General features: G+C 71.3%; 20 protein-coding genes. 3 read left to right on the top strand and 17 right to left on the bottom strand.

Features of this window, described 5'->3' with window-relative positions; genetic code table 11:
* Positions 1–7: 7 nt before the first annotated feature.
* The 10 genes from hydA to ACQP2P_RS21355 form a co-directional block, all read right to left on the bottom strand.
* Positions 8–1,426 (bottom strand): dihydropyrimidinase, encoded by a 1,419-nt coding sequence (gene hydA / locus ACQP2P_RS21400; RefSeq protein ID WP_433618523.1) that lies wholly within the window; start codon positions 1,424–1,426, stop codon positions 8–10.
* A gap of 14 nt (positions 1,427–1,440) precedes the next feature.
* Positions 1,441–2,808 (bottom strand): aminotransferase class III-fold pyridoxal phosphate-dependent enzyme, encoded by a 1,368-nt coding sequence (locus ACQP2P_RS21395; protein WP_433618521.1) that lies wholly within the window; start codon positions 2,806–2,808, stop codon positions 1,441–1,443.
* Positions 2,805–3,368, bottom strand: coding sequence for an amino acid synthesis family protein (locus tag ACQP2P_RS21390; protein WP_433618519.1), 564 nt, complete (start codon positions 3,366–3,368; stop codon positions 2,805–2,807). The genes ACQP2P_RS21395 and ACQP2P_RS21390 overlap by 4 nt, the downstream gene beginning before the upstream one ends.
* A 90-nt stretch (positions 3,369–3,458) precedes the next feature.
* Entirely contained in the window at positions 3,459–4,286 is an 828-nt protein-coding gene (locus ACQP2P_RS21385) for a nitrilase family protein (protein ID WP_433618517.1), read from the bottom strand.
* The gene (locus ACQP2P_RS21380; protein WP_433618516.1) at positions 4,283–5,767 is read right to left on the bottom strand and encodes an NAD-dependent succinate-semialdehyde dehydrogenase; all 1,485 of its coding nucleotides are present in this window, start codon (positions 5,765–5,767) and stop codon (positions 4,283–4,285) included. Before ACQP2P_RS21380 ends, ACQP2P_RS21385 begins: the two co-directional genes overlap by 4 nt.
* 50 nt (positions 5,768–5,817) lie before the next feature.
* Positions 5,818–6,609 (bottom strand): IclR family transcriptional regulator, encoded by a 792-nt coding sequence (locus ACQP2P_RS21375; RefSeq protein ID WP_433618514.1) that lies wholly within the window; start codon positions 6,607–6,609, stop codon positions 5,818–5,820.
* Positions 6,610–6,729: 120 nt separating this feature from the next.
* Positions 6,730–7,881 (bottom strand): ABC transporter substrate-binding protein, encoded by a 1,152-nt coding sequence (locus tag ACQP2P_RS21370; protein WP_433618513.1) that lies wholly within the window; start codon positions 7,879–7,881, stop codon positions 6,730–6,732.
* Positions 7,882–7,933: 52 nt separating this feature from the next.
* Positions 7,934–8,743 (bottom strand): ABC transporter permease, encoded by an 810-nt coding sequence (locus ACQP2P_RS21365; RefSeq protein WP_433618512.1) that lies wholly within the window; start codon positions 8,741–8,743, stop codon positions 7,934–7,936.
* Positions 8,743–9,534, bottom strand: a complete 792-nt coding sequence (locus tag ACQP2P_RS21360; protein ID WP_433074491.1) for an ABC transporter ATP-binding protein — start codon at positions 9,532–9,534, stop codon at positions 8,743–8,745. Before ACQP2P_RS21360 ends, ACQP2P_RS21365 begins: the two co-directional genes overlap by 1 nt.
* 129 nt (positions 9,535–9,663) lie before the next feature.
* Positions 9,664–10,512 (bottom strand): ABC transporter permease, encoded by an 849-nt coding sequence (locus ACQP2P_RS21355; protein ID WP_433618511.1) that lies wholly within the window; start codon positions 10,510–10,512, stop codon positions 9,664–9,666.
* Between the two features lie 1,035 nt (positions 10,513–11,547).
* Between ACQP2P_RS21355 and ACQP2P_RS21350 the strand changes: the two genes are divergently transcribed.
* On the top strand, positions 11,548–11,973 hold the full coding sequence (locus ACQP2P_RS21350; protein WP_433618509.1) for a MarR family winged helix-turn-helix transcriptional regulator: 426 nt from the start codon (positions 11,548–11,550) through the stop codon (positions 11,971–11,973).
* Positions 11,974–12,090: 117 nt separating this feature from the next.
* Here ACQP2P_RS21350 and ACQP2P_RS21345 read toward each other — a convergent pair whose 3' ends face one another.
* Together ACQP2P_RS21345 and ACQP2P_RS21340 are read right to left on the bottom strand one after the other, a co-directional pair.
* Positions 12,091–12,288, bottom strand: coding sequence for a YjzC family protein (locus ACQP2P_RS21345; RefSeq protein WP_433618507.1), 198 nt, complete (start codon positions 12,286–12,288; stop codon positions 12,091–12,093).
* 210 nt (positions 12,289–12,498) lie between these two features.
* Positions 12,499–13,263 carry a DUF2267 domain-containing protein gene (locus tag ACQP2P_RS21340; protein ID WP_433618506.1) on the bottom strand — a complete coding sequence of 255 codons (765 nt, stop codon included), beginning with the start codon at positions 13,261–13,263 and terminating at the stop codon, positions 12,499–12,501.
* A 148-nt stretch (positions 13,264–13,411) separates the two neighbouring features.
* Between ACQP2P_RS21340 and ACQP2P_RS21335 the strand changes: the two genes are divergently transcribed.
* Positions 13,412–13,903 carry a universal stress protein gene (locus ACQP2P_RS21335; RefSeq protein ID WP_433618504.1) on the top strand — a complete coding sequence of 164 codons (492 nt, stop codon included), beginning with the start codon at positions 13,412–13,414 and terminating at the stop codon, positions 13,901–13,903.
* Positions 13,904–13,970: 67 nt separating this feature from the next.
* Here the strand turns inward: ACQP2P_RS21335 and ACQP2P_RS21330 are convergent, their stop codons facing one another.
* Both ACQP2P_RS21330 and ACQP2P_RS21325 read right to left on the bottom strand, forming a co-directional pair.
* The gene (locus ACQP2P_RS21330; protein WP_433618502.1) at positions 13,971–14,636 is read right to left on the bottom strand and encodes a Type 1 glutamine amidotransferase-like domain-containing protein; all 666 of its coding nucleotides are present in this window, start codon (positions 14,634–14,636) and stop codon (positions 13,971–13,973) included.
* 119 nt (positions 14,637–14,755) lie between these two features.
* Positions 14,756–15,292 carry an ArsR/SmtB family transcription factor gene (locus ACQP2P_RS21325; protein ID WP_433618500.1) on the bottom strand — a complete coding sequence of 179 codons (537 nt, stop codon included), beginning with the start codon at positions 15,290–15,292 and terminating at the stop codon, positions 14,756–14,758.
* 56 nt (positions 15,293–15,348) lie between these two features.
* Here ACQP2P_RS21325 and ACQP2P_RS21320 point away from each other — a divergent pair, with 56 nt between their 5' ends.
* Positions 15,349–16,278, top strand: coding sequence for a S41 family peptidase (locus ACQP2P_RS21320; RefSeq protein ID WP_433618498.1), 930 nt, complete (start codon positions 15,349–15,351; stop codon positions 16,276–16,278).
* A gap of 41 nt (positions 16,279–16,319) precedes the next feature.
* Here the strand turns inward: ACQP2P_RS21320 and ACQP2P_RS21315 are convergent, their stop codons facing one another.
* The 3 genes from ACQP2P_RS21315 to ACQP2P_RS21305 all read right to left on the bottom strand — a co-directional run bounded on the left by ACQP2P_RS21315 (position 16,320) and on the right by ACQP2P_RS21305 (position 19,465).
* Positions 16,320–17,618, bottom strand: a complete 1,299-nt coding sequence (locus tag ACQP2P_RS21315; RefSeq protein WP_433618496.1) for an SLC13 family permease — start codon at positions 17,616–17,618, stop codon at positions 16,320–16,322.
* Positions 17,615–18,061, bottom strand: coding sequence for a CBS domain-containing protein (locus ACQP2P_RS21310; RefSeq protein ID WP_433618495.1), 447 nt, complete (start codon positions 18,059–18,061; stop codon positions 17,615–17,617). The genes ACQP2P_RS21315 and ACQP2P_RS21310 overlap by 4 nt, the downstream gene beginning before the upstream one ends.
* A 225-nt stretch (positions 18,062–18,286) precedes the next feature.
* Positions 18,287–19,465: a hypothetical protein gene (locus tag ACQP2P_RS21305; protein ID WP_433618493.1), complete on the bottom strand. Its 1,179-nt coding sequence runs from the start codon at positions 19,463–19,465 to the stop codon at positions 18,287–18,289.
* Between the last annotated feature and the right edge of the window lie 66 nt (positions 19,466–19,531).

The raw sequence follows: 19,531 nt of genomic DNA, 5'->3' as shown, positions 1-19,531 counted from the left end.
GCTCCGTTCAGAAGAGGTTCGGCGCGCCGCGGTCGGCGAACTGGCCCCGGCCCGCACTGCCGGAGAACGAGCCCGACGCGTCGACGAGGTGGTCGCCGCGGGAGAGGACGTGGACCGGCTTGCCGGTCACCCGCATCCCGTCGTAGAGGTTGTAGTCGGTGCGCATGTGGGTGCCCTCGGTCGTGATGACGTGGTCGGCCTTCGGGTCCCACACGACCAGGTCGGCGTCGGCGCCGACGGCGACGATCCCCTTGCGGGGGAACAGGCCGAAGAGCTTGGCCGGCCGGGTCGAGACCAGGTCGACGAAGCGGCAGGCGTCGAAGCGGCCGCTCGCCACGCCGCCCTCCCAGAGCACCATGAGCCGGTCCTCGATGCCGGGCACCCCGTTGGGCACCTTCGGGAAGTACCCGGGGCTGCGCAGCTTCTGCGGGGGCAGGTCGTCGGGCTGGTGCAGGCAGAAGCCCGCGTGGTCGGTCGCGACCGTCGCCACCGCGCCGGTGACGAGCGCCTTCCACAGGCCTTCCTGGTTGCTGCGCTCGCGGATCGGCGGGGAGCACAGGTAGGCGGCGGCCTTCTCGCCCAGGCCCGCGTAGTCCTCGTAGGCGACCTGCAGGTACTGCGGGCAGGTCTCCGCCCACACCCGGCGGCCGTCGGCCCGGGCCCGGCTGATCTCGTCGGCCGCGGCGGCGCTGGAGACGTGCACGACGTACAGCGGCGCCCCGACGGACTCGGCGAGCACGATCGCGCGGTGCACGGCCTCGGCCTCGGAGTCGTGGCCGTGGGCGGTCGCGTGGAAGTGCTCGGCCGTGTCGCCGCGCTCGATGAGCAGCTGGGTCTCGCGGGCCACCATGTGCCCGTTCTCGGCGTGCACCATCGGCAGCACGCCGAGCTCGCGGGCGAGGTCGAAGCCCTCCAGCAGCTCGCCGTCGTCGACCATCTGGGTGCCCGGGTAGGCCATGAAGAACTTCCAGCTGGCCGCCCCCTCGCCGGCGAGCCGGCGCAGGTCGTCGAGCACGTCGGGCTGCTGGACGCGGGGCGGGACGATGGCGTGCAGGCCGAAGTCGACGACCGAGCGCTCCAGGGCCGCGTCGCGGCGGCGCAGGTACGTGTCGTAGAGCGACCGGTCCGGCTCCTTCTTGACGAAGTCCAGGATCGTCGTGGTGCCGCCGTGCGCGGCGGCGACGGTCCCGGTGTAGAAGTCGTCGGCCGTCCTGGTGGTGAACCCGTCGATCGGGTACTCCAGGTGCGTGTGCGCGTCGATCCCGCCCGGGATGACGAGCATGCCGGTCGCGTCGATCACCGTGTCGGCGGTCCAGTCCGAACCGATACCGAGCGCGACGATCCGGCCGTCGCGCACGAGCACGTCGGCGCGGATGGCCGCGTCGGCGTTGACGACCGTACCGCCGCGAATCAGTGTCGATCCCATGGCAATCTCTCCAGTCAGCCCTGGTAGTGCTCGTCGGCGAGGGCGAGGACCTCGTCGAGCACGCCGAGCGCCAGGTCGATCTCGGCGGCGTTGATGACCAGCGGCGGGGTGAGGCGCAGGACGTTGAAGTTGGCGGTGAGGTACACGCCCCGCTCCATCGCCGCCTTGAGCAGCCTGCCCACCGGGGCGGCCGCGGGTCCCTTGGCGTTGAACGGGACGAGCGGCTCCTTGGTCGCGCGGTTCTTCACCAGCTCGACGCCGTGGAAGAGGCCGCGGCCGCGGATGTCGCCGATGCTCGGGTGCCGCCCGGCCAGCTGGGCCAGGCCGGCGCCGAGGCGCTCGCCCATCGCCCGCGAGTTGTCGACGATGCCCTCGTCCTGCATGATCCGCAGCGAGGCCACGCCGGACGCGCACGCGAGGGGGTGACCGGCGTAGGTCATGCCGCCCCAGAACATGTTCGTCCGCAGCCACTCGGAGATCCGCTCGTTCACCGTCATCGCGCCGAGCGGGACGTAGCCCGAGTTCAGGCCCTTGGCGGTGATGAGGATGTCGGGCGTGACGTTCCAGTGGTTGCAGGCGAACCACTCGCCGGTGCGGCCGAAGCCGGCCATCACCTCGTCGAAGATCAGGATGATGCCGTACCGGTCGCAGACCTCGCGCAGCGAGCGCAGGTATCCGTCCGGCGGGTAGATCAGGCCGTTGGTCCCGGTGACCGGCTCGACGATGACGGCGGCGACGGTCTCGGGGTTCTCGTACTGCAGGATCTCCTCGAGGTGCGGCCCGCCCGAGCAGACCGGGCACGGGTCGGGGTGTCCGGCCGGGCAGCGGTACGTGTACGGGTCGAGCATCCGCACCACGCCGCTGATGCCCGGCTCCGCGGCCCACCGGCGCGGGTCACCGGTGAGCGACATCGCACCGGCGGTGGCGCCGTGGTACGAGCGGTACCGCGCGACGATCTTGTGCCGGCCGGTCACGTGGCGGGCGAGCCGCACCGCGTTCTCGTTGGCCGCCGCGCCGCCGGTGGTGAAGAAGCTCATCTTCAGGTCGCCGGGGGTCAGGTTCGCGATCATCTCGGCGAGCTCGGCCCGCGAGCGCTCCGCGAAGCCGGGGCCGATGTAGCACAGCTCCTCGGCCTGGGCGCGGATCGCCTCGACGAGGCGGGGGTGCTGGTGGCCCAGGTTCAGGTTGACCAGCTGCGACTGGAAGTCCAGGTACTTGCGGCCGTCGTAGTCCCAGAACCACGAGCCCGAGCCGCCGGCGACGGGGATCGGGTCGAGCGAGCCCTGCACCGACCAGGAGTGGATGACGTACTCCTTGTCGACCGCCTTCACCCGCTCGGCGGTCCAGGCGCCGGTGTCGATCTGATGCTCGGTGATGGTCATGCGCCGGCCTTGACCTCGGCGCCGAAGGTGGCGAGGCGGGCGAGCGGGCGGCCGGCGTTGGCCGCGGCGACGATCACGAAGATCTCGCGGGGCCGCGGGACGTCGGCGACCTGCAGCGTCACCGTCTGGTGGTGCGAGCGGGTCTTCGCGTCGAGCTTGTGCTTGAGCGGGATGTCGATCGGGCTGCCGGTGAGCCCGACCTTCTCGGCCGCCGGGAGCAGCTCGGTGCCGCCGGCCGCGTTGCGGAACATGTTGCCGAACCGCAGGTTGTGAATGAGCGCCGAGCCGTGCTCGAGCTCCCCGTCGATGCCGACGAGCGCCGCCTTGCCGAAGGCCTCGACCTCGTCGCCCAGCAGCTCGACGCAGGCCGGCCCGATGAGGCTGCCGATCTCCTCGCCCAGCTCGTCGGCGAGGGTCACCAGATCCTGTACGTACTCGCTGGGGTACGGGTTCTCGATGACGACCCCGACGAACGCGACGCGGTGGCGGGGCTGCACGTCCTGACCGTTCTCGAGCCAGGTCTCCTCGAGGTGGCGAACGATCTTCCGGACCCTGATCACGATCACTCCTCTGTGGTTCATTCAACGAACCGTCGGTTCAAATACTGTAGACACTGCGGGGGGCTGTCAAGAGTCGTGAGGACTCGAAGCTCAGCTCGAGTAGAGGTCGGTCCGCCGGTCGGCCAGGGGCTGGTTGAACGGGTTCTCCCGGCGCGCACGGCGGGTGCCGATGAGGTCGACCTCGGCCAGCACCAGCTCTTCGCGGTCGCGGCTCGCGGGCCCGGCCAGCGGCCAGCCGTCGGGGCCCACGAGCACGGAGCGCCCGACGAACTCCTGCCCGCGCTCGACGCCGATCCGGCTGACGCCGGCGACGAAGAACTGGTTGCTGTGCGCGCCCGTCATGCACATCAGGTGCGCCATCGCCGGCCCGGTGTCGGGCTGGCCGGGCACGGGCACCCAGTTCGACGGCAGCACGAGCAGATCCGCGCCCTGGACGGCCACGCTGCGGAACGTCTCGGGGAACCAGGCGTCGTAACAGATGCCGACGCCGATGCGCCCCAGCGGGGTGTCGAACACCGGGAAGCCGGCCGTGTTCGGGTCGTAGATGCGTTGCTCGGCGTTCCACAGGTGGGCCTTGCGGTACGTGCCCAGGTGGCCGTCCGGCCCGAGCACCACCGCCGAGTTGTAGACCCGGTCCCCGTCGAGCTCGGTCAGGCCGCCGACGATCCAGATCCCCAGCTGCGCCGCGAGCGCGGCCCAGCCGGTGCTCGTCGGGCCGCCGGGTATCGGCTCCGCGTACTGCGCCGCCTCCGCCCGGTCCGCGAACACGTAGCCGGCCGAGGACGCCTCGGGCAGCACGACGAGCCGGGCCCCCTCGGCCGCGGCCCGCCGGATCCAGGCCGACGAGGCCGCGAGGTTGCCCTCGACGTCACCGAGCACGGGTTCCCACTGGACGCCGGCCAGGACGAAGCCGGTCACCAGTTCGCCCGGACGGCCGTGTACTTGATGTTCAGGTACTCGTCGATGCCGACCCGGCCACCCTCGCGGCCGAGGCCGGACTGTTTCACCCCGCCGAACGGGGCCGCCGGGTTGGAGATGACGCCCTGGTTGAGCCCGACCATGCCGCTCTCGAGGCGTTCGCTGACGCGAAGGCCGCGGGCCAGGTTCTCGGTGAAGACGTAGGAGGCGAGGCCGTACTCCGAGGCGTTGGCCAGGCCGACCGCCTCGTCCTCGGCGTCGAAGAGCACGATCGGGGCCACCGGGCCGAAGATCTCCTCGCGGACCGTCCGGGCGTCGCCGGGCACGTCGGCCAGGACCGTCGGGGCGAAGAAGTAGCCGTCGCCGTCGACGGCGGCTCCCCCGGTCACGACCCGGGCGCCGGCCGCGGTCGCGTCGGCGACCAGCTCGCCGACCGACTGCACGGCGTTGCCGTCGATGAGCGGGCCCACCTCGGTCGCGGGGTCGAGCCCGTGGCCGACGCGCAGGCGGCCCAGGCGCTCGGCCAGGCCGCTGACGAACCGCTCCGCGACGCGGCGCTGGACGTAGAAGCGGTTGGCGGCGGTACAGGCCTCGCCGACGTTGCGCATCTTGGCCTGGACGGCCCCCTCGATGGCGAGATCGAGATCGGCGTCGTCGAAGACCAGGAACGGCGCGTTGCCACCGAGCTCCATGGACGTGCGCAGCACCCGCTGGGCGGCCTGGCCCAGCAGGGTCCGGCCCACCTCGGTCGAGCCGGTGAACGACACCTTGCGCAGCCGCGGGTCGTCCAGCAGCGCCGAGCTGGCCTCGCCCGAGCGGGCCGTGGTGAACACGTTGACCACGCCCCGGGGGACGCCGGCCTCCTCGAGGATCGCCACCAGGGCCAGCATCGACAGCGGGGTCTGCTTGGCCGGCTTCACCACGACCGTGCAGCCGGCCGCGAGCGCGGGGCCGATCTTGCGGGTGCCCATCGCCATCGGGAAGTTCCACGGGGTGATGAGCAGGCACGGGCCGACCGGCTGGCGCATGAGCAGCACCCGGGAGCCGCCGGCCGGGGCCGGCAAATAGCCGCCGTCGATGCGGACGGCCTCCTCGGCGAACCAGCGGAAGAACTCCGCCGCGTAGCTGACCTCGGCCTGCGACTCGGCGAAGGCCTTGCCCATCTCCAGGGTCATCAGCCCGGCCAGGTCGTCGCGGCGGGCGACCATCAGCTCGAACGCCCGGCGCAGCACCTCGCCGCGCTCGCGCGGTGCCGTGGCCGCCCAGGCGTGCTGGGCCCGGTCGGCGGCGGCCAGGGCGTCGAGCGCGTCGGCGACGGATGCGTCGGCGACCTCCGCGATCGTCGAGCCGGTCGCCGGGTCCTCGACCGCCAGAGCCTTGCCGCCCTGGGCCGCCCGCCACTCGCCGTCGATGTAGAGGCCCTTCGGCACCCGGTCGGCCACCGCCGTCGCCGCGGCCAGCGCCTCGTCAAATGCGGCCATTGCTTCCTCCTCCACCGGCCGGTCGTCGCCGGTCCGGTCCGTCGCCGGCGCTACAGCCGGCCTAGCCCACTGGGCAGCTCGATGTCGGTATTGCTGAGCAGCTCGCTGAGTTGCCGGGCGGCCTTCATGACCGACTCCGCCACCTCGTCGATGCGGTCGCGGGTGAGCCGGTAGGTGGGGCCGCCGATCCAGACCGCGTACGGCGTGGTGCCCCGGATCTGCACCGGCGCGGCCACGGAGGCCGCGCCGACCTCGAGCTCGTCGTAGGCGAACGCGAACCCGCGGGCGCGGACCGCGGCCAGCGAGCCCATGAACGTGTCCAGGTCGCCGACCTCCGGCGGGGCATGGCTGGCGAACTCCTCGGCGAAGTCGGCGCGGACCTCGGCCGGGTCGAGCGCGGCCAGCAGCACCTTGCCGGTGGACGTGGCCCACACGGGCTGGGTCCGCGGCACGGGCTTGAGGGTCTGGCCGATGAGCGAGGGCCCCGGCACCTGGGCCACGACCATCACCTTGGGGGCGAGCAGGACGTCGAAGCCCGCCGTCTCCCGGGTCTCCCCCGCCAGGCCGCGCAGGACGTCGCGCATGTGGCCGTAGGCGCCGCCGCCGTCGAGCAGGCCGCCCACGATGGACAGCAGGCCGAGGGACACGCGGTACCGCCGCGTCACCGGGTCGAGGGTCAGCCAGCTCTCCCGCTCGAGCACGGTCAGCACCCGGTAGCAGGTCGCCTTCGGAATGCCCGCCTCCCGCGCGACCTCGCTGAGGCCGACGCCCTCGGGGTGGGCGGCCACCGCGCGCAGCAGCCAGATGGTGCGCCGGACCAGCCCGGCTTCACCAGATGCCATCGAGTTCCTCCCGTTATCCGCTTGCCATCGTCAGCGGCAATGCTTTCGATGCCATCCTGGCAGGCGCGGCGGGCCACCGGGGTGCCGGACGAGGTCGTGCCCCGCCGGCACCCCGGGCGGCTACTTGCCGCCTTCCGTGATCGTCGGCGTCTCGGGCTTGTAGGAGCTGCCCACGACGTCCACGCCCGCCGCCTTGAGCTCCTCGCGGGCCTTGTCGGACAGGTCGGTGCGGAACGCGCTGCCGTCCGGCTTGCTCTTGAGCACGCCACCCTTGAGCGCGATGTCGATGGTGGAGTCCCACGCCTTCTGGTCCATCGCCCCGATGCCGTTCGGCGACGGCCAGATCAGCTTGTTGACCTCGGTGAGCATCCAGGTCTGGTGACCGGTGCCCAGCGCGCTGCCGTGGTTGAGCACGATGTCGACGCAGCCCTTGAGGTCGTCGCGGCAGGCGGCCCAGCCCTGGTACGAGGCCTTGAGGAACTTTACCGCGGTGTCCTGGTTGGCCTGGTCCTTGAGCCAGTCCCCGCGGGCGTAGATGCCGTCCTCGAGGCTGGTGTAGCCGGCGTCCTGCAGGCTGATCGCGGTGAAGTCCGACGGCTGGTACAGCTTGCCGGTCTTCGGGTTCTTGGTCTCCAGCAGCTGGGCGTACTCGTTGTACGTCTTCGCCTGCGCGCTGTCGACCTCGCGCTTGAGCAGCAGCGACATGTCGAACGGCTGCTGGATGATCTGGGTGTCCTTGGTCGGCTCGACGCCCGCGCCGCGCATCGCCGCGTACTGCACCAGCTCGTTGCCGTAGCCCCAGCTGCCGGTCTTCTTGCCCTTGAGGTCGGCGAGGGTCTTGATGCCCGAGTCGGCCCAGGCGACCTGCAGGTACGCGCCGCGCTGGAAGACCTGGCCGATGTTGACCAGGTCGGCGCCCTGCTCACGGGTCGCCATCGTCTTGGTGACGTGGCTGACCGCGAACTCGGCGTTGCCGGACGAGAGGACCTGCTGGGGGACGATGTTGACGCCGCCCTCCTGGATGGTCACGTCCAGGCACGCCGCGTCGTAGAAGCCCCTGTCCTTCGCCGCGTAGTAGCCGGCGAACTGGGCCTGGGCGACCCATTGGAGCACGACGCGGACCTTGGTCTTCGACTTGCAGTCCTTGCCGGCGTCGGACGCGGCCTGCGTGCCGCTGTCGGACATGCCGCCGCAGCCGGTCGCGAGCAGCGCGGTGGCGGTGAGGGCGCTCAGACCGGCGGCTAACCGGCCCGGCCGTCTACGAAGGAACATGGTGACTCCAAAGCAGAGAAGAGGTCGGGGGCTTTGATGGGGGGTGCGACGCCTACGGGTTCTCGTCGTGCAGCGAGGAGTGCCAGGGCATGAGCAGGCGCTCCAGCAGCGACACGACGCCGAACATGGCCAGGCCGAGCACGCTCGCCACGAGGATTCCGGCCCAGGCGTAGTCGAACCGGGGCAGCGACGCCTGCGAGGCGATGTAGACGCCGAGTGCGTTGCTCGGGCCGCCGAAGTACTCGGTCACGATCACGCCGATGACGGCGAGGGTGGAGCCGAGCTTCAGCGCGTTGAACAGGAAGGGCAGCGCGTTGGGCAGCCGCAGCATCAGCGCCACGTGTCGGGGCTTGGCCGCCAGCGACTGCATGAGCTCCAGGTGCAAGGGTGAGACCTGCAGCAGACCCCGGGTCGTGTTGACCAGAACGGGGAAGAACACCATCACGGCGGCGACGCCGGCCTTGGAGACCAGGCTGGTGACGCCGAACCAGTTGTTGAAGATCGGGGCCAGGGCCACGATCGGGGCGCAGTTGATGATGACGGCGACCGTGAGCACGGGGCCGGACATGCTCGGGAACCGGCTCAGCACCAGCGCCACCACGACGCCCCAGACCACGCCCATGAGCAGGCCGAGCAGGACCGCCTCGACGGTGATCCGGGAGGCCGACATGATCGTGGGGAACTGGCCGGCGAACGCGGACAGGATCGCGGTCGGCGTCGGGAGGATGAACGACGGGACGTCGAACACGATGACGGCGAGCTGCCACACGCCGAGGATCACCACGGCGGTGACGACGACCGGCAGGACGCGGCCGAGCTGGGCCCGCACCCGGGACGGCGGCACGGCCTGGGTGACGGCCATCAGGCGGCCTGCTCGGCGAGCTCGCTGTGCAGGGCCGTGCGGGCCTCGGTCACCTTGGCGAAGAACGCTTCGGTGGTACGGGTGGCCGAGGTCCTCGGGTACGGCAGGTCCACGTCGATGCTCGCGGCGATCCGGCCCGGGCGCGCCGACATGACGACGATCCGCGAGGACAGGAAGACCGCCTCGGAGATGCTGTGCGTGACGAACACGACCGTGGTGCGGGTGTCGGCCCAGATCCGCAGCAGCTCGCCCTGCAGCCGCTCGCGGTTCATCTCGTCCAGCGCGCCGAGCGGCTCGTCCATGAACAGGATCGCCGGGTCGGCGGAGAGCGCGCGGGCGATCGCCACCCGCTGCTGCATGCCGCCGGAGAGCTGCCACGGGAAGTGCTTGGCGAACTCGGAGAGCCGCACGAGCTCCAGCATCTCCTGCGCCTTCGCCCGGCGGGCCTGCTTGTCGGCCCCGGCGACCTGCAGCGGCAGCTCCACGTTGCGCTGGACGCTGCGCCAGTCGAACAGGCCGGCCTGCTGGAAGACCATGCCGTAGTCGCGGTCGGTCCGGGCGGCGCGGGGCGTCTTGCCGTTGAGCGTCACGGTGCCGCTGGTCGGCTCGGTGAGGTCGGCCAGCACGCGCAGCAGGGTGCTCTTGCCGCAGCCGCTCGGGCCGAGCAGCGACACGAACTCGCCGCGCTCGATCGTCAGGTCGATGTTCTGCAGCGCGGTCACCGAGCGCTTGCCGCCACTGTTGAACTCTTTGTTGACTCCGCGGACGGAGATGATGGCGGGCTCAGTCATCAGCTGCTCCAGGCACATGTCGAAGGTTCGGTGCGGTCTTGCCACCGCGGACGCCGGGATTCCTGGCGGGAGCGACGGTCCGCCGCTGACGCGGTCCGAGCCATACGTTGTTGGCTCTTCTTGAACGGCTCACGCATGGCGGTGCCGGAGCGCGAATCGCTCGATCAGGCCCAGCAGCTGCACGAAGACGATGCCGGCGACCGCGGAGACGAGGACGGCCGCGTAGAGCTTCTCCGGGCCGTTGGAGTAGTAGTAGGCGAAGGTGAGGATCGACCGGCCGATGCCGCGACCCGTGCCGGCCGACAGCTCGCCGACGATCGCGCCCACGACGCTCGCCGTCGCGGCCAGCCGGAGCCCGGCGAACACGAACGGCAGCGAGGCCGGGACGCGCAGCCACCACAGCACCTGGCGGCGCTTGGCGCCGACGCTGTGCATGAGCTCCAGGTGCACCTTCTGCGGCGACTTCAGGCCGCGCAGCGTGTTGATGGTGACCGGGAAGAACGCCAGGTAGGCGGCGATGCCGGTCACGGCGATCCAGGGCGGGGCGCCGGCCTTGCCGCCCCAGATCACGATCATCGGGGCGATCGCCACCAGCGGCACCGTCTGCGACGCCACCAGCCACGGCATCAGGCCCTTGCTGATCGGGACCACGTTGAGGAACACGATCGCGAGCAGCAGGCCGAGCACGGAGCCGGCGACGAGGCCGTAGAGGGCCTCGCGCAGCGTCACCGTGGTCTCGCCGATCAGGTACGCGCCCAGGGACGTCGAGTCGCCGCGCCGGGCCGGCTCGATCAGCGAGTGCAGGATCGTCGAGAGGTGCGGCATCGACAGGTCGTCGGTGGCCACCGGGAAGCCGATCGTAGTTCCGGGGACGACGTCGCCGGCCGCCTGGCCCAGCGCCTTGTACCCCTCCCAGAGCCCGGCGAGCAGCGCGACGACGCCGATCGAGCCGACGGTGTTGATGACGTGTTTCCTCACGTCAGGTCCGCGAAGGGACCGGCCCTGCGCCAGCTGCTGCCGCCCGCGCTGGGCGCGCCCCGTCTCGGCCGACGTCGGCGGCGGAACGATCTTTGTCGCGGTCATGTGCAGGCACTCTCCGAAACCTCTCGGGAGCCGTCGTCCGGCGATAGTGTTTCACTCAGTGAACCGTTGGATCGGATCACTCAGTGAACTGGTGGTTCACGATAGAGCCGTGGCTGAGGGCACGTCAATGCATCCGGCAACGCGGATCTCACGCGTTCCGGCCGACCCTCGCACCGCAGGTGACCTGCGAGTTTCCACTTGTTGCGGTCGTGTTTCGCGTCGGCCGTTCGGCTGGGGCGGGGATCGGCCGACGGGGCGCTGTTCTTCCCGCCGGGGTGCCTGTGGGCCGCTGAGACCGGTCTCCAGCCTTTCGACTCGTGGACGGCGCACCCCGATCCGCGGGGGGCACCGGTCCGGGCCGACGTCGCGCACGTGCCGGAGGACGCCGCCGACGAGCTGCGGGCCGTCGTCGAGTCGACCGGACCCGACGGCCCGGACGACGGCTACCCTGGCCCCGGCCCGCGCCTGGCGGCGTCACTGAACCTCCTGCACGCCTTCCCGGTGCCCTCAGCCCTGGCGGCGGCGCACGACGGCCGGCGCTCTGGAGTCCCTGCCGGCACTGCGCGACCTGGACATCACCCTGGCCCGCCTCGACGACCCGGCCGTCCTGCCCCGCCTGGAGGCCCGCGGCGTGACGATCCGCCATCCCGGACGCCGTTGACCACAGGCCCGCGACGGTCCGGCGTACTGCGCGAGTGCCGCGACTGATCCGCTCAGGCGGGTCGGTCGTCTCGGTAGAGCTGCGCGCGGACAGTTCGACCGCCCCAGCGGGTTGCCGTGAGTCGTGTCTCACTCAGCGCGTTCCAGCACGCGGCGCACCGGAACCTCTCCACCGCGGCGGTGTGGCATTCCGAGCCACACGAACGCATCCGAATACGCGCGCATCCCGGCGCTAGACTGACATCTGGCACCGGATGAGGGCAGGCGGCCATGGACTACGGCGAGAAGCTCTTCTGGCTCTCGGTCCTGATCCAGCGCAAGTATGCGCAGATCTGCGCCGAGCTCGACCTGACCCCCATGCAGGCCACGCTGCTGTGCGCGATCAAGGACGAGCCACGGCGGATGACGTACCTCGCCGCCGCGCTCGGCATGACCAAGAACGCGCTGAGCCAGCTCGTGGACCGCACCGAGCGGCGCGCCCTGGTCAGCCGGGTGAGCTCCGAACAGGACCGTCGGGTCATCATGCTCGTCGTCACACCCGCGGGGAAGGTGCTCGCCGAGGCGGTGTACGCCGAGACCGTCAAGCGCCTGCCCGAGATCGCGGACAGCCTCAGCGCTGACGACCAGCGCGCCCTCGAACACGTGGCTACTGCCATCGTTGACGCGTCCGGCGTCCAGGCGCCCACCTCGTCCTGACCTGAAGGCAGCGGTGCAGGAGATCGAGCCGACCGTCTGGGACCTGCCCGAATGGAGACGGTGCTGGTGCTCCGCAACTACCTCGGCTTCACTGACAGCACGCCCGAGCCGTCCCGGTCAGGCGAACCTCTCCAGTTCCCAGACCACCGAGCCGTTGCAGCGGCGGTGCGGCGGGAAGCGTTCGCCCTTGGTCAGGGGGATCTCCATGCCCGCCGGGGTAGGTTCGCACGTCTTGTCGGAAGACTCCACGAAACGGTAGACGCCCGATGCCGGGGCCTCCTGGCCGGTGTGGAACCTGTCGCCGATGTCCGTCACCGCGTCCTCCTTCCGGTCGGCACCTCCACGCGGCATCGCTGCCCGGCGAGGCTGGCAGCAAACCTCTGCGGAAGGTCAGCCGGCCCAGGGCGACGAACTCGTACGTCCCGGTCACGAACCGCCCCCGAACAGCGGCAGCGCCGATCGCAGGCTCAGCGTCATGTCCAGCCGCCTCGCGTCAGTCGCTGATCGTCTTGTGCGCCCACGCACTCACGCGTGGGCAAGCTCCACATAGGAGCGTGGCAGTTCGGAGACCAGGTCGCGGAACTCCTTCTCGGTGACGGCATCGTGGATCGTCGCGAGGACCGCACCGGCGTAATCGCGGGCCTCCTCGACGCTCACCCCGGCCCGGTCGGCGACCAGGGTCAGGAACTCGTCGAGCTCCATCTTCCGGGCCCGGCCGGCCGAGCGCTCCTTGCCCCGCTCCAGCGCGGGCCGCAGGTCGTGCGGGAGTTCCTTGATGAGATCGTCGACCTCACCGCCGGCGATGCGCTCGGCCAGCGTCTCCAGCACGGCCTCGCTGATGCTCAGCGCCCGCTGCTCGTCCAGGCCGGTCCGGTCGGCGACCCGCCCGACGAACTCCCGCAGCTGGTTCGCCGGGCGGCGGGCCTTCTCGGTCAGCGGGCGGAAGTCCTTGGACAGCTCGCTGAGCACGGCCTTGAGGTCCTCCGGCTCCAGCGCACGGCTCAGCGCCAGAAAGACCGCCTTGGCGTACCGCTCGGCGGTGGCCACGTCCGACCCGGCGCGCTCGGCGACCCGGCGCAGGAACTCATCGGCGTCGAAGGGCTGATGGGGCTGCGGGCGCAGGTCCTGGGCCAACTCGTCGGGCAGGTGCGCCCGGAGGCGCTGGATCACGCCCGCCATCAGGCGCTCGGACAGCGTCACGAATACCGCCCGGACGGCGTCGCGCGCCGCTGCGCTGTCGGGCAGCTCCGCCTCCCGCCGAACTATCGCGAGGAATCGGTCAGCATCCATGGCCCCTCGTTTCGGACTCGTTCGGTGTCAGGCACGCGTACCCGCACAGCGGCGTCCGTACCCGCATCCGTTCGGACCACCCTGACCTCATCCCCGCCGCGCGCTTCGCGCCCTGCCAGGGGCCGGATCCGTGGGTACCGTGGGACGCGTGACGAATGCCGCGCCGGTCATCATCGGGTTCGACGGTTCGTCTGCCGCCGAGCGGGCCTTGCGGGACTCCGCGGCGCTGGTCGGGCCCCGGCGCGCCCTCGTCGTCACGGTGTGGGAGGCGGGCCGCGCCTTCGAGACGGCGACCCTGCCGATCGCCGCGCTGGAGATGCCGCCGGCCATGCTGGACATCCGCAGCGCGACCGAGGCCGAGCTCGAGCAGTACGAGGCGGCGAGGCGGGCCGCCCAAAGGGGTGCGCTCATCGCCCGGGAGGCCGGCTACAGCGACGCCGAGGGCCTCGCCGTGGCCGACGACCTGACCGTCGCCGACACCCTGATCCGGCTCGCGCGGGAGCGGCACGCCCTGGGCATCGTGGTCGGCACGCACGGCCATCGCAGCATCAGCGAACTGCTGCTCGGCAGCACTTCCAGCAGCCTGGTGCACAAGGCCGACTGCCCGGTGGTCGTGGTCCGCGCCCGCGACGACCATTGAACCTCGTGCCGAGGGACCGTTCATGAGGCTAGCGTTTGGTGTCGGTCATGCCACAATCCCCCACCCATCAGCCGAACTTTGTCCATTGCCCTTCGGAGACCACCTCGACTGAGCCGTCGACGACCTTGATGGCGGTCTGTTCGTCGATGGCGTAGGCCGGGATGCCGATGTCGGCGGCCCATCGCTGGGCGTCAGCCATGGTGTTCGTCGGGAAGAGGTTCAGGTGCGGGAAGATCGAGAAGTCCACGACGCCCAGGGTGCGGTCGTCCGGCGCGGACGGCCACTCGACGAAGGAGTCCCCGATCCGGGGCGTCATCACCATGCTTCCGGCGCTTACTCCCACCCAGACCTTGTCGGGCAGCGAAGGCAGCAGATCGGCCAGCCCGGACTCGCGCATCCAGTGGCAAAGGTATGTCGCGTCACCTCCGTCGACGAGGAGCACGTCGGCCGTGCGGACCCAGGGAACCCATCGCTGCGCGCCGATGGTGGGCAGTGCGGTGAGCTCGAGGACACCGACCGACGCCCAGCCCAGGCCGGACATGTACCGCCGGTCAGGCTTGGGCTGGGCGGCGACGAAGTCCCGTACCGACGTCGGACCGCACATCGGGTGACCCCACTGTGCTGTCGGGACGCAGAGGGCGTGACACTCGTCGACCGGCTTGCCGAGCAGTTGCACGAGCGCCGAGTGGATGCTCGGGTTCGTGATGCCGCCGGACGTGAGCAAGAGCTTCACGATGCCTCCGAATTCACGCGCGAAGGAGAATGTTCCTGATGACAAAGGCCGCGCCGGCACTCAGGTAGCGGGGCGGCTTCCCTCCATCCGCGGTCAGGATCGCCGCTGCCGGAGCCGGTTCATGGCGCTTCGGTGTTTGGTTCGGGTTGAGCTGGCCGGTACAGGGTGAGCAGGACACCGTAGCGGTGCGCGTCGGGCCCGGCGTCGGTCAACTCCGTAGAGAGTCGGGTGAGTTCGTCGGTCAGGTGGGTGACCTGCTCGGCGGTCAACCGGATGTTACGCAGCAGCAGAAACGGCTCAGGCGCCGCACCGGCCAGTTCGTCGGCGACTGCCCGCACGAGCAGTGGCGTACAGGCCGCGGCCTGCTCGCCGCCAAGCTCGTAGCGGCGCACGGTGCGCTGGTAGTACTGCTCGGTGCCGCCCCGGACGGTCCGGGTGGCGACCACCCGCACCATGCCGGCCTTCCGCAGCACCTTCACGTGATGAGCGATGTTGCCCTTCTGGCTGCCGGTGGCCGTCGCGAGCTGACTGATGGTCGCCGGGTGGACCAGCGCGAACAGCAGCCGCTGGCGCAGCGGATGGGCCATCGCCTTGAACTGCTCGGGCGTGGCGACCCGCATGACCTCGTCGGGCGGCGGAGCGTCGGGTACGGACACCCGCCAAGCGTCAACAGCTCTTGACGCTTTGTCAATCCGCTGCTCTACTGGCCGCCATGGACGACGCCACCGCACGCTCGATCGTCACGCACGTCGGGCGGCTGGTCGCCGAGCACTACGTCTTCGCCGAGGTCGGCAGCGACCTGGCCCGGCTGTTGCACCAGCGGACCACCGACGGCCGCTACGACCGCGCCGGCGACGCTGCCGCGCTGGCCGCACTCGTCACCGAGGACCTCCAGTCAGCCAACGGGGACAAGCACCTGCGGTTGCTGCACAGCGCCGACGATGTTCCGGCCGACACCGACGAGGCGCAGCTGGCCCGGCTCACCCGCGACGCGAGCGCCGACGGGTCCGGCATCGCCCAGCTCGAACGCTTGCCCGGCAACGTCGCGCTGCTGTGCCTACGGCCGATCCTCTACCCGCCGCAGATCGCCGGCGAGGCGATGGTCGACGCCCTACGCCTCGTCGCCGACGCGGACGCGCTCATCATCGACCTACGAGAATGCCGAGGTGGTGCGCCGGACATGGTGATGCTGGTGTGCACGTACCTGCTGGGCAATGAGCCGCTCCACGTGGAGGACTTCGTCTCCCGCGAAGGCCACCTCCGTCAGTACTGGACCCTCCCGTATGTGCCCGGTCCACGGTTCGGACCGGACAAGCCGCTGTACGTGCTGACCGGCCCGGCTACGTTCTCCGGCGGCGAATCCCTCAGTTATGCGCTGCAACAGACGGGGCGGGCCACGATCGTCGGCGAGCGTACCGGTGGCGGCGCTCACCCCCGCGAAGGCTTCCGTGTCCACCCGCACCTGGAAGCCTCCATCCCGGTCGCCCGCGGCATCAGCCATCTCTCCGGCGACAACTGGGAAGGCACCGGCGTGCGTCCGGACGTCCCGGCACCGGCAGCCGACAGCCGCGACGTCGCGCTCCACCTGGCGTTGTCCGGCCGGCCACGGGCGGACCACAACACCTTCGACCTGAACGAGTAGCGCAGCGTCATCCGGGGATCCTGTCGGGGGGCACGGTGCGGTCAGGCGAAGGCGAGGTAGCGCAGCCACAGGTACAGCGCCGAGATCGCGACGGTGACCCCGGCGGCGACGAGACCGTACTTCGTGAACTGCCAGAAGCTGATCCGCTGCCCGGCCCGTTCGGCGAGGCCCAGGATGACCACGTTGGCCGACGCGCCCACGGCGGTCGCGTTGCCGCCGAGGTCGGCGCCGAGCGCGAGGGCCCACCACAGCACGTGCGGCCCGCCGGTGCTGCCCTCGGCGTGGGCGAGGTCGGCGACGATCGGGCTCATCGTGGCCACGTAGGGGATGTTGTCCACGATCGCCGACAGGACCGCCGACCCGCCCAGCAGGCCCATCGCCGCCAGGTGCGGGTCGCCCGCGACCGCGTCGGCGATCGTGCGGGACAGGGCACCGACGGCGCCGGTGTGCACGAGCGCGCCGACCATCACGAACAGCCCGGCGAAGAAGGCGAGGGTCGGCCACTCCACGTCGGCGACGACCTCGGCGGCGTCGAGCCGGGACACGGCGAGCAGCACGAGGCCGCCGGCGATCGCCACCACGGACGGCTCGAGGTGGACCACCGAGTGCAGGGCGAACGCGGCGGTCACGAGCGCGAGGACGGCGAGGCTGACGACGAGCAGCCGCGGGTCGCGGATCGCGTCGCGTTCGCGCAGCTGCACCACGGCGGCGGCGCGCTGCGGATCGGTACGGAACGCGGAGCGGAACATGACCCGGCACAGCAGCACGAACACGACGACGAGCACGGCGATGAGCGGGGCCAGGTGGTTGATGAAGTCGTTGTAGGACAAGCCGGCGCGGCTGGCGATGATGATGTTGGGCGGATCGCCGACGAGGGTGGCGGTGCCGCCGATGTTGCTGGCCATGGCCTCGGCGATCAGGTACGGGGCGACGGGCACGGCGAGGCGCTGGCAGACGAGGAACGTCACCGGGGCGATGAGCAGCACGGTGGTGACGTTGTCGAGCATCGCCGACGCGACCGCGGTCACCACGACGAGGATGACCATCACCGGGAACGGCCGCCCGCGCGCGCGTTTGGCCGCCCAGATGGCCAGGTACTCGAACGCGCCGGTCCGTTTGAGCACGGCGACGATGAGCATCATGCCCAGCAGCAGGAACACGACGTTCCAGTCGATCCCGGCATCGGCCGAGAAGAACGCGTGCTCGGCGTCGGTGGCGCCGATGAGCAGCATGAGGACCGCGCCGCCGAGCGCGGCGGTCACCCGGTGCACCCACTCGGCGGCGATGAGCACGTAGGCGGCCGCGAAGATCGCGACGGCGAGCCAGGCGGTGATGCTCACTCGGCGAGCATCCGGTCGAGCAGCGCGTCGAGCGTGATCGCGCCGAGCAGGTGCCGCTGCTTGTCCACCACCGCGACGAGCGGGGTGCGGGTGCGGGCCATCACGGCCGCGATCTCCAGCACCGTGGCGTCCGGCGCGACGACGGCCAGCTCGCGCTTGTCGGGCGGCAGGGCCTGGGCGACGGTACGCTCGCCGAGCTCGCGCAGCAGCAGGTCCGCGGCCGGCTCGTCGACGACCCGGGCCAGGGCCGGATCGTCCTGGCAGTACTGCGGGATCGCCATGCGCAGCACCTGCGTGCCGGCCAGGATCGTGAAGGGGTAGCCGTGCTCGTCGAGCACGATCAGCCCGGGCAGGTTTTGCCCGGCCAGCAACCGGGCCGCCTCCAGGGCCGGGGTGCCCAGCCGGACGACCGGGAACTCCGCCGCGAGCTCGCGCGCCTTCATGATGTGGGGTCCTTCCGGTCGGCACGGTGAACACACTCGCCGACCAGACTTCCCGGCACCCCGCGACGACCTTACCCGATCATGCGCGGCGGCGCTGCGTTCGCGGCCGTGCGCCCGGTTGATCCGGCCGCGGGACCAGTCCCCGCCGGCGGCGAGGAGCGCGTCGGGGCCGGTCGCGAGCAGCTCACGCAGGCCGGCGGTGAGCGGGTCCGGTCGCCCTGCGGCCTACCCGAACACGGCGACCCGCTTCTGCACGATGCCGCCGATGGTCGTGAACTCGCCGCCCGCGGTGACCGTGCCGGTGACCGGGCTCGCGGCCAGGCTGCGCACCCCGACGATGCCGTTGGCCTGCGGCGCCCAGCTCGTGAGCTGGCCGGAGGAGCTGATCGCGGCGAGCTTGACCCGCTTCACCGAGCGGTCGCTGCACACGCCGTGCGCCTGGTTGCGCGTGGTCGTGCAGGCCGAGTCGAAGTGCCCGCCGACGTACGTGATCCCGTCGAGGACCGCGACCGCCTGCGCGTCGCCGTCGAAGACCCGCTGCCAGCGCTGGGCACCGGCGAGCGTGTACCCCGCGGCGCGGCCGCCCTGCCCGCCCATCGCGACCGCGACCAGGGCTGTGGAGCCGGCCTCGGTACCGTCGCTGGCGGCGACGGCGAGCACGATCGCCGGAGGGTTGGGGCGGAACCCGCGGTCGAGCTTCCCGGTGGCCGGATCGAGCGCGGCCAGGCGCAGCGCGGACTGCCCGTTGACGCGGTGGAAGCCGCCGCCGGCGTACACCCGGCCGCTCGTGACGGCGAGCCCGGTGACGGCCTCGTCGCTGCCCGCGGCCCACCCGGCGTCGAGGGCGCCGTCGGCGAGCGTGAACGCCGCGAGGTTCGCGTGCTTGACCCCGTCGACGGTGGAGAAGCTGCCGGCGACGTACAGCCTGTCGTGCCCGGAGGCGAGCGTCGCCACCTGCCCGGCGACGCGGTGCTGGAACGCGGTGACCGTGCCGCTGTCGGCGTCGAGCCCGGCGAGCCGGGAGCGGGCCGCGCCGCCGACGGTGCCGAACTCCCCCGCCACGTAGACGGTGGCGCCGGCCACGGCGATCGCCCGCACGGTGTTGTCGGCGGCCGGCGCCCAGTCGAGCAGCGCCCCGGTGCGGGCGTCGAACGCGGCCAGGCGCTGGCGGGGCACGCGGTGGCCGCCGACGACCGCGGCGGTGAAGGCGCCGCCGACGTACACGGTCGCGCCGCGGTAGGCGACGGCGTAGACGGGCCCGTCGAACGAGGGCGCCGGGAGCGCCGTGCCGGAGACCATCGCCGCGGCGGCGGGGACCGCGCACAACACCGCGAGCACCCCGGCGAGGATCGACACGCGCCGCCACCGCAAAGCCGCGTTCCGGGCTAATCGGACGAAAGTCATGCGGGCGACCATAGCGGCCGCGCCTCAAGCGGGCACCGAACAATCCATCGATCGATGCCGTAACTG

Origin of the sequence: Dactylosporangium sp. CA-139114 (assembly GCF_050955725.1) — a bacterium.
Lineage (GTDB): Bacteria > Actinomycetota > Actinomycetes > Mycobacteriales > Micromonosporaceae > Dactylosporangium.
Note: the sequence above shows the minus strand (reverse complement) of the source record. Positions and strands in the feature narration are given on the sequence as shown.

What these genes read in the sequence shown, in the direction of transcription:
- ACQP2P_RS21350 (WP_433618509.1), top strand. Translation starts at nt 11,548, where the DNA reads ATGGACTACGGCGAGAAGCTCTTCTGGCTCTCGGTCCTGATCCAGCGC.
- ACQP2P_RS21380 (WP_433618516.1), bottom strand. Translation starts at nt 5,767, where the DNA reads ATGGCCGCATTTGACGAGGCGCTGGCCGCGGCGACGGCGGTGGCCGAC.
- ACQP2P_RS21340 (WP_433618506.1), bottom strand. Translation starts at nt 13,263, where the DNA reads ATGGATGCTGACCGATTCCTCGCGATAGTTCGGCGGGAGGCGGAGCTG.
- hydA (WP_433618523.1), bottom strand. Translation starts at nt 1,426, where the DNA reads ATGGGATCGACACTGATTCGCGGCGGTACGGTCGTCAACGCCGACGCG.
- ACQP2P_RS21320 (WP_433618498.1), top strand. Translation starts at nt 15,349, where the DNA reads ATGGACGACGCCACCGCACGCTCGATCGTCACGCACGTCGGGCGGCTG.
- ACQP2P_RS21360 (WP_433074491.1), bottom strand. Translation starts at nt 9,534, where the DNA reads ATGACTGAGCCCGCCATCATCTCCGTCCGCGGAGTCAACAAAGAGTTC.
- ACQP2P_RS21365 (WP_433618512.1), bottom strand. Translation starts at nt 8,743, where the DNA reads ATGGCCGTCACCCAGGCCGTGCCGCCGTCCCGGGTGCGGGCCCAGCTC.
- ACQP2P_RS21305 (WP_433618493.1), bottom strand. Translation starts at nt 19,465, where the DNA reads ATGACTTTCGTCCGATTAGCCCGGAACGCGGCTTTGCGGTGGCGGCGC.
- ACQP2P_RS21395 (WP_433618521.1), bottom strand. Translation starts at nt 2,808, where the DNA reads ATGACCATCACCGAGCATCAGATCGACACCGGCGCCTGGACCGCCGAG.
- ACQP2P_RS21375 (WP_433618514.1), bottom strand. Translation starts at nt 6,609, where the DNA reads ATGGCATCTGGTGAAGCCGGGCTGGTCCGGCGCACCATCTGGCTGCTG.
- ACQP2P_RS21310 (WP_433618495.1), bottom strand. Translation starts at nt 18,061, where the DNA reads ATGAAGGCGCGCGAGCTCGCGGCGGAGTTCCCGGTCGTCCGGCTGGGC.
- ACQP2P_RS21370 (WP_433618513.1), bottom strand. Translation starts at nt 7,881, where the DNA reads ATGTTCCTTCGTAGACGGCCGGGCCGGTTAGCCGCCGGTCTGAGCGCC.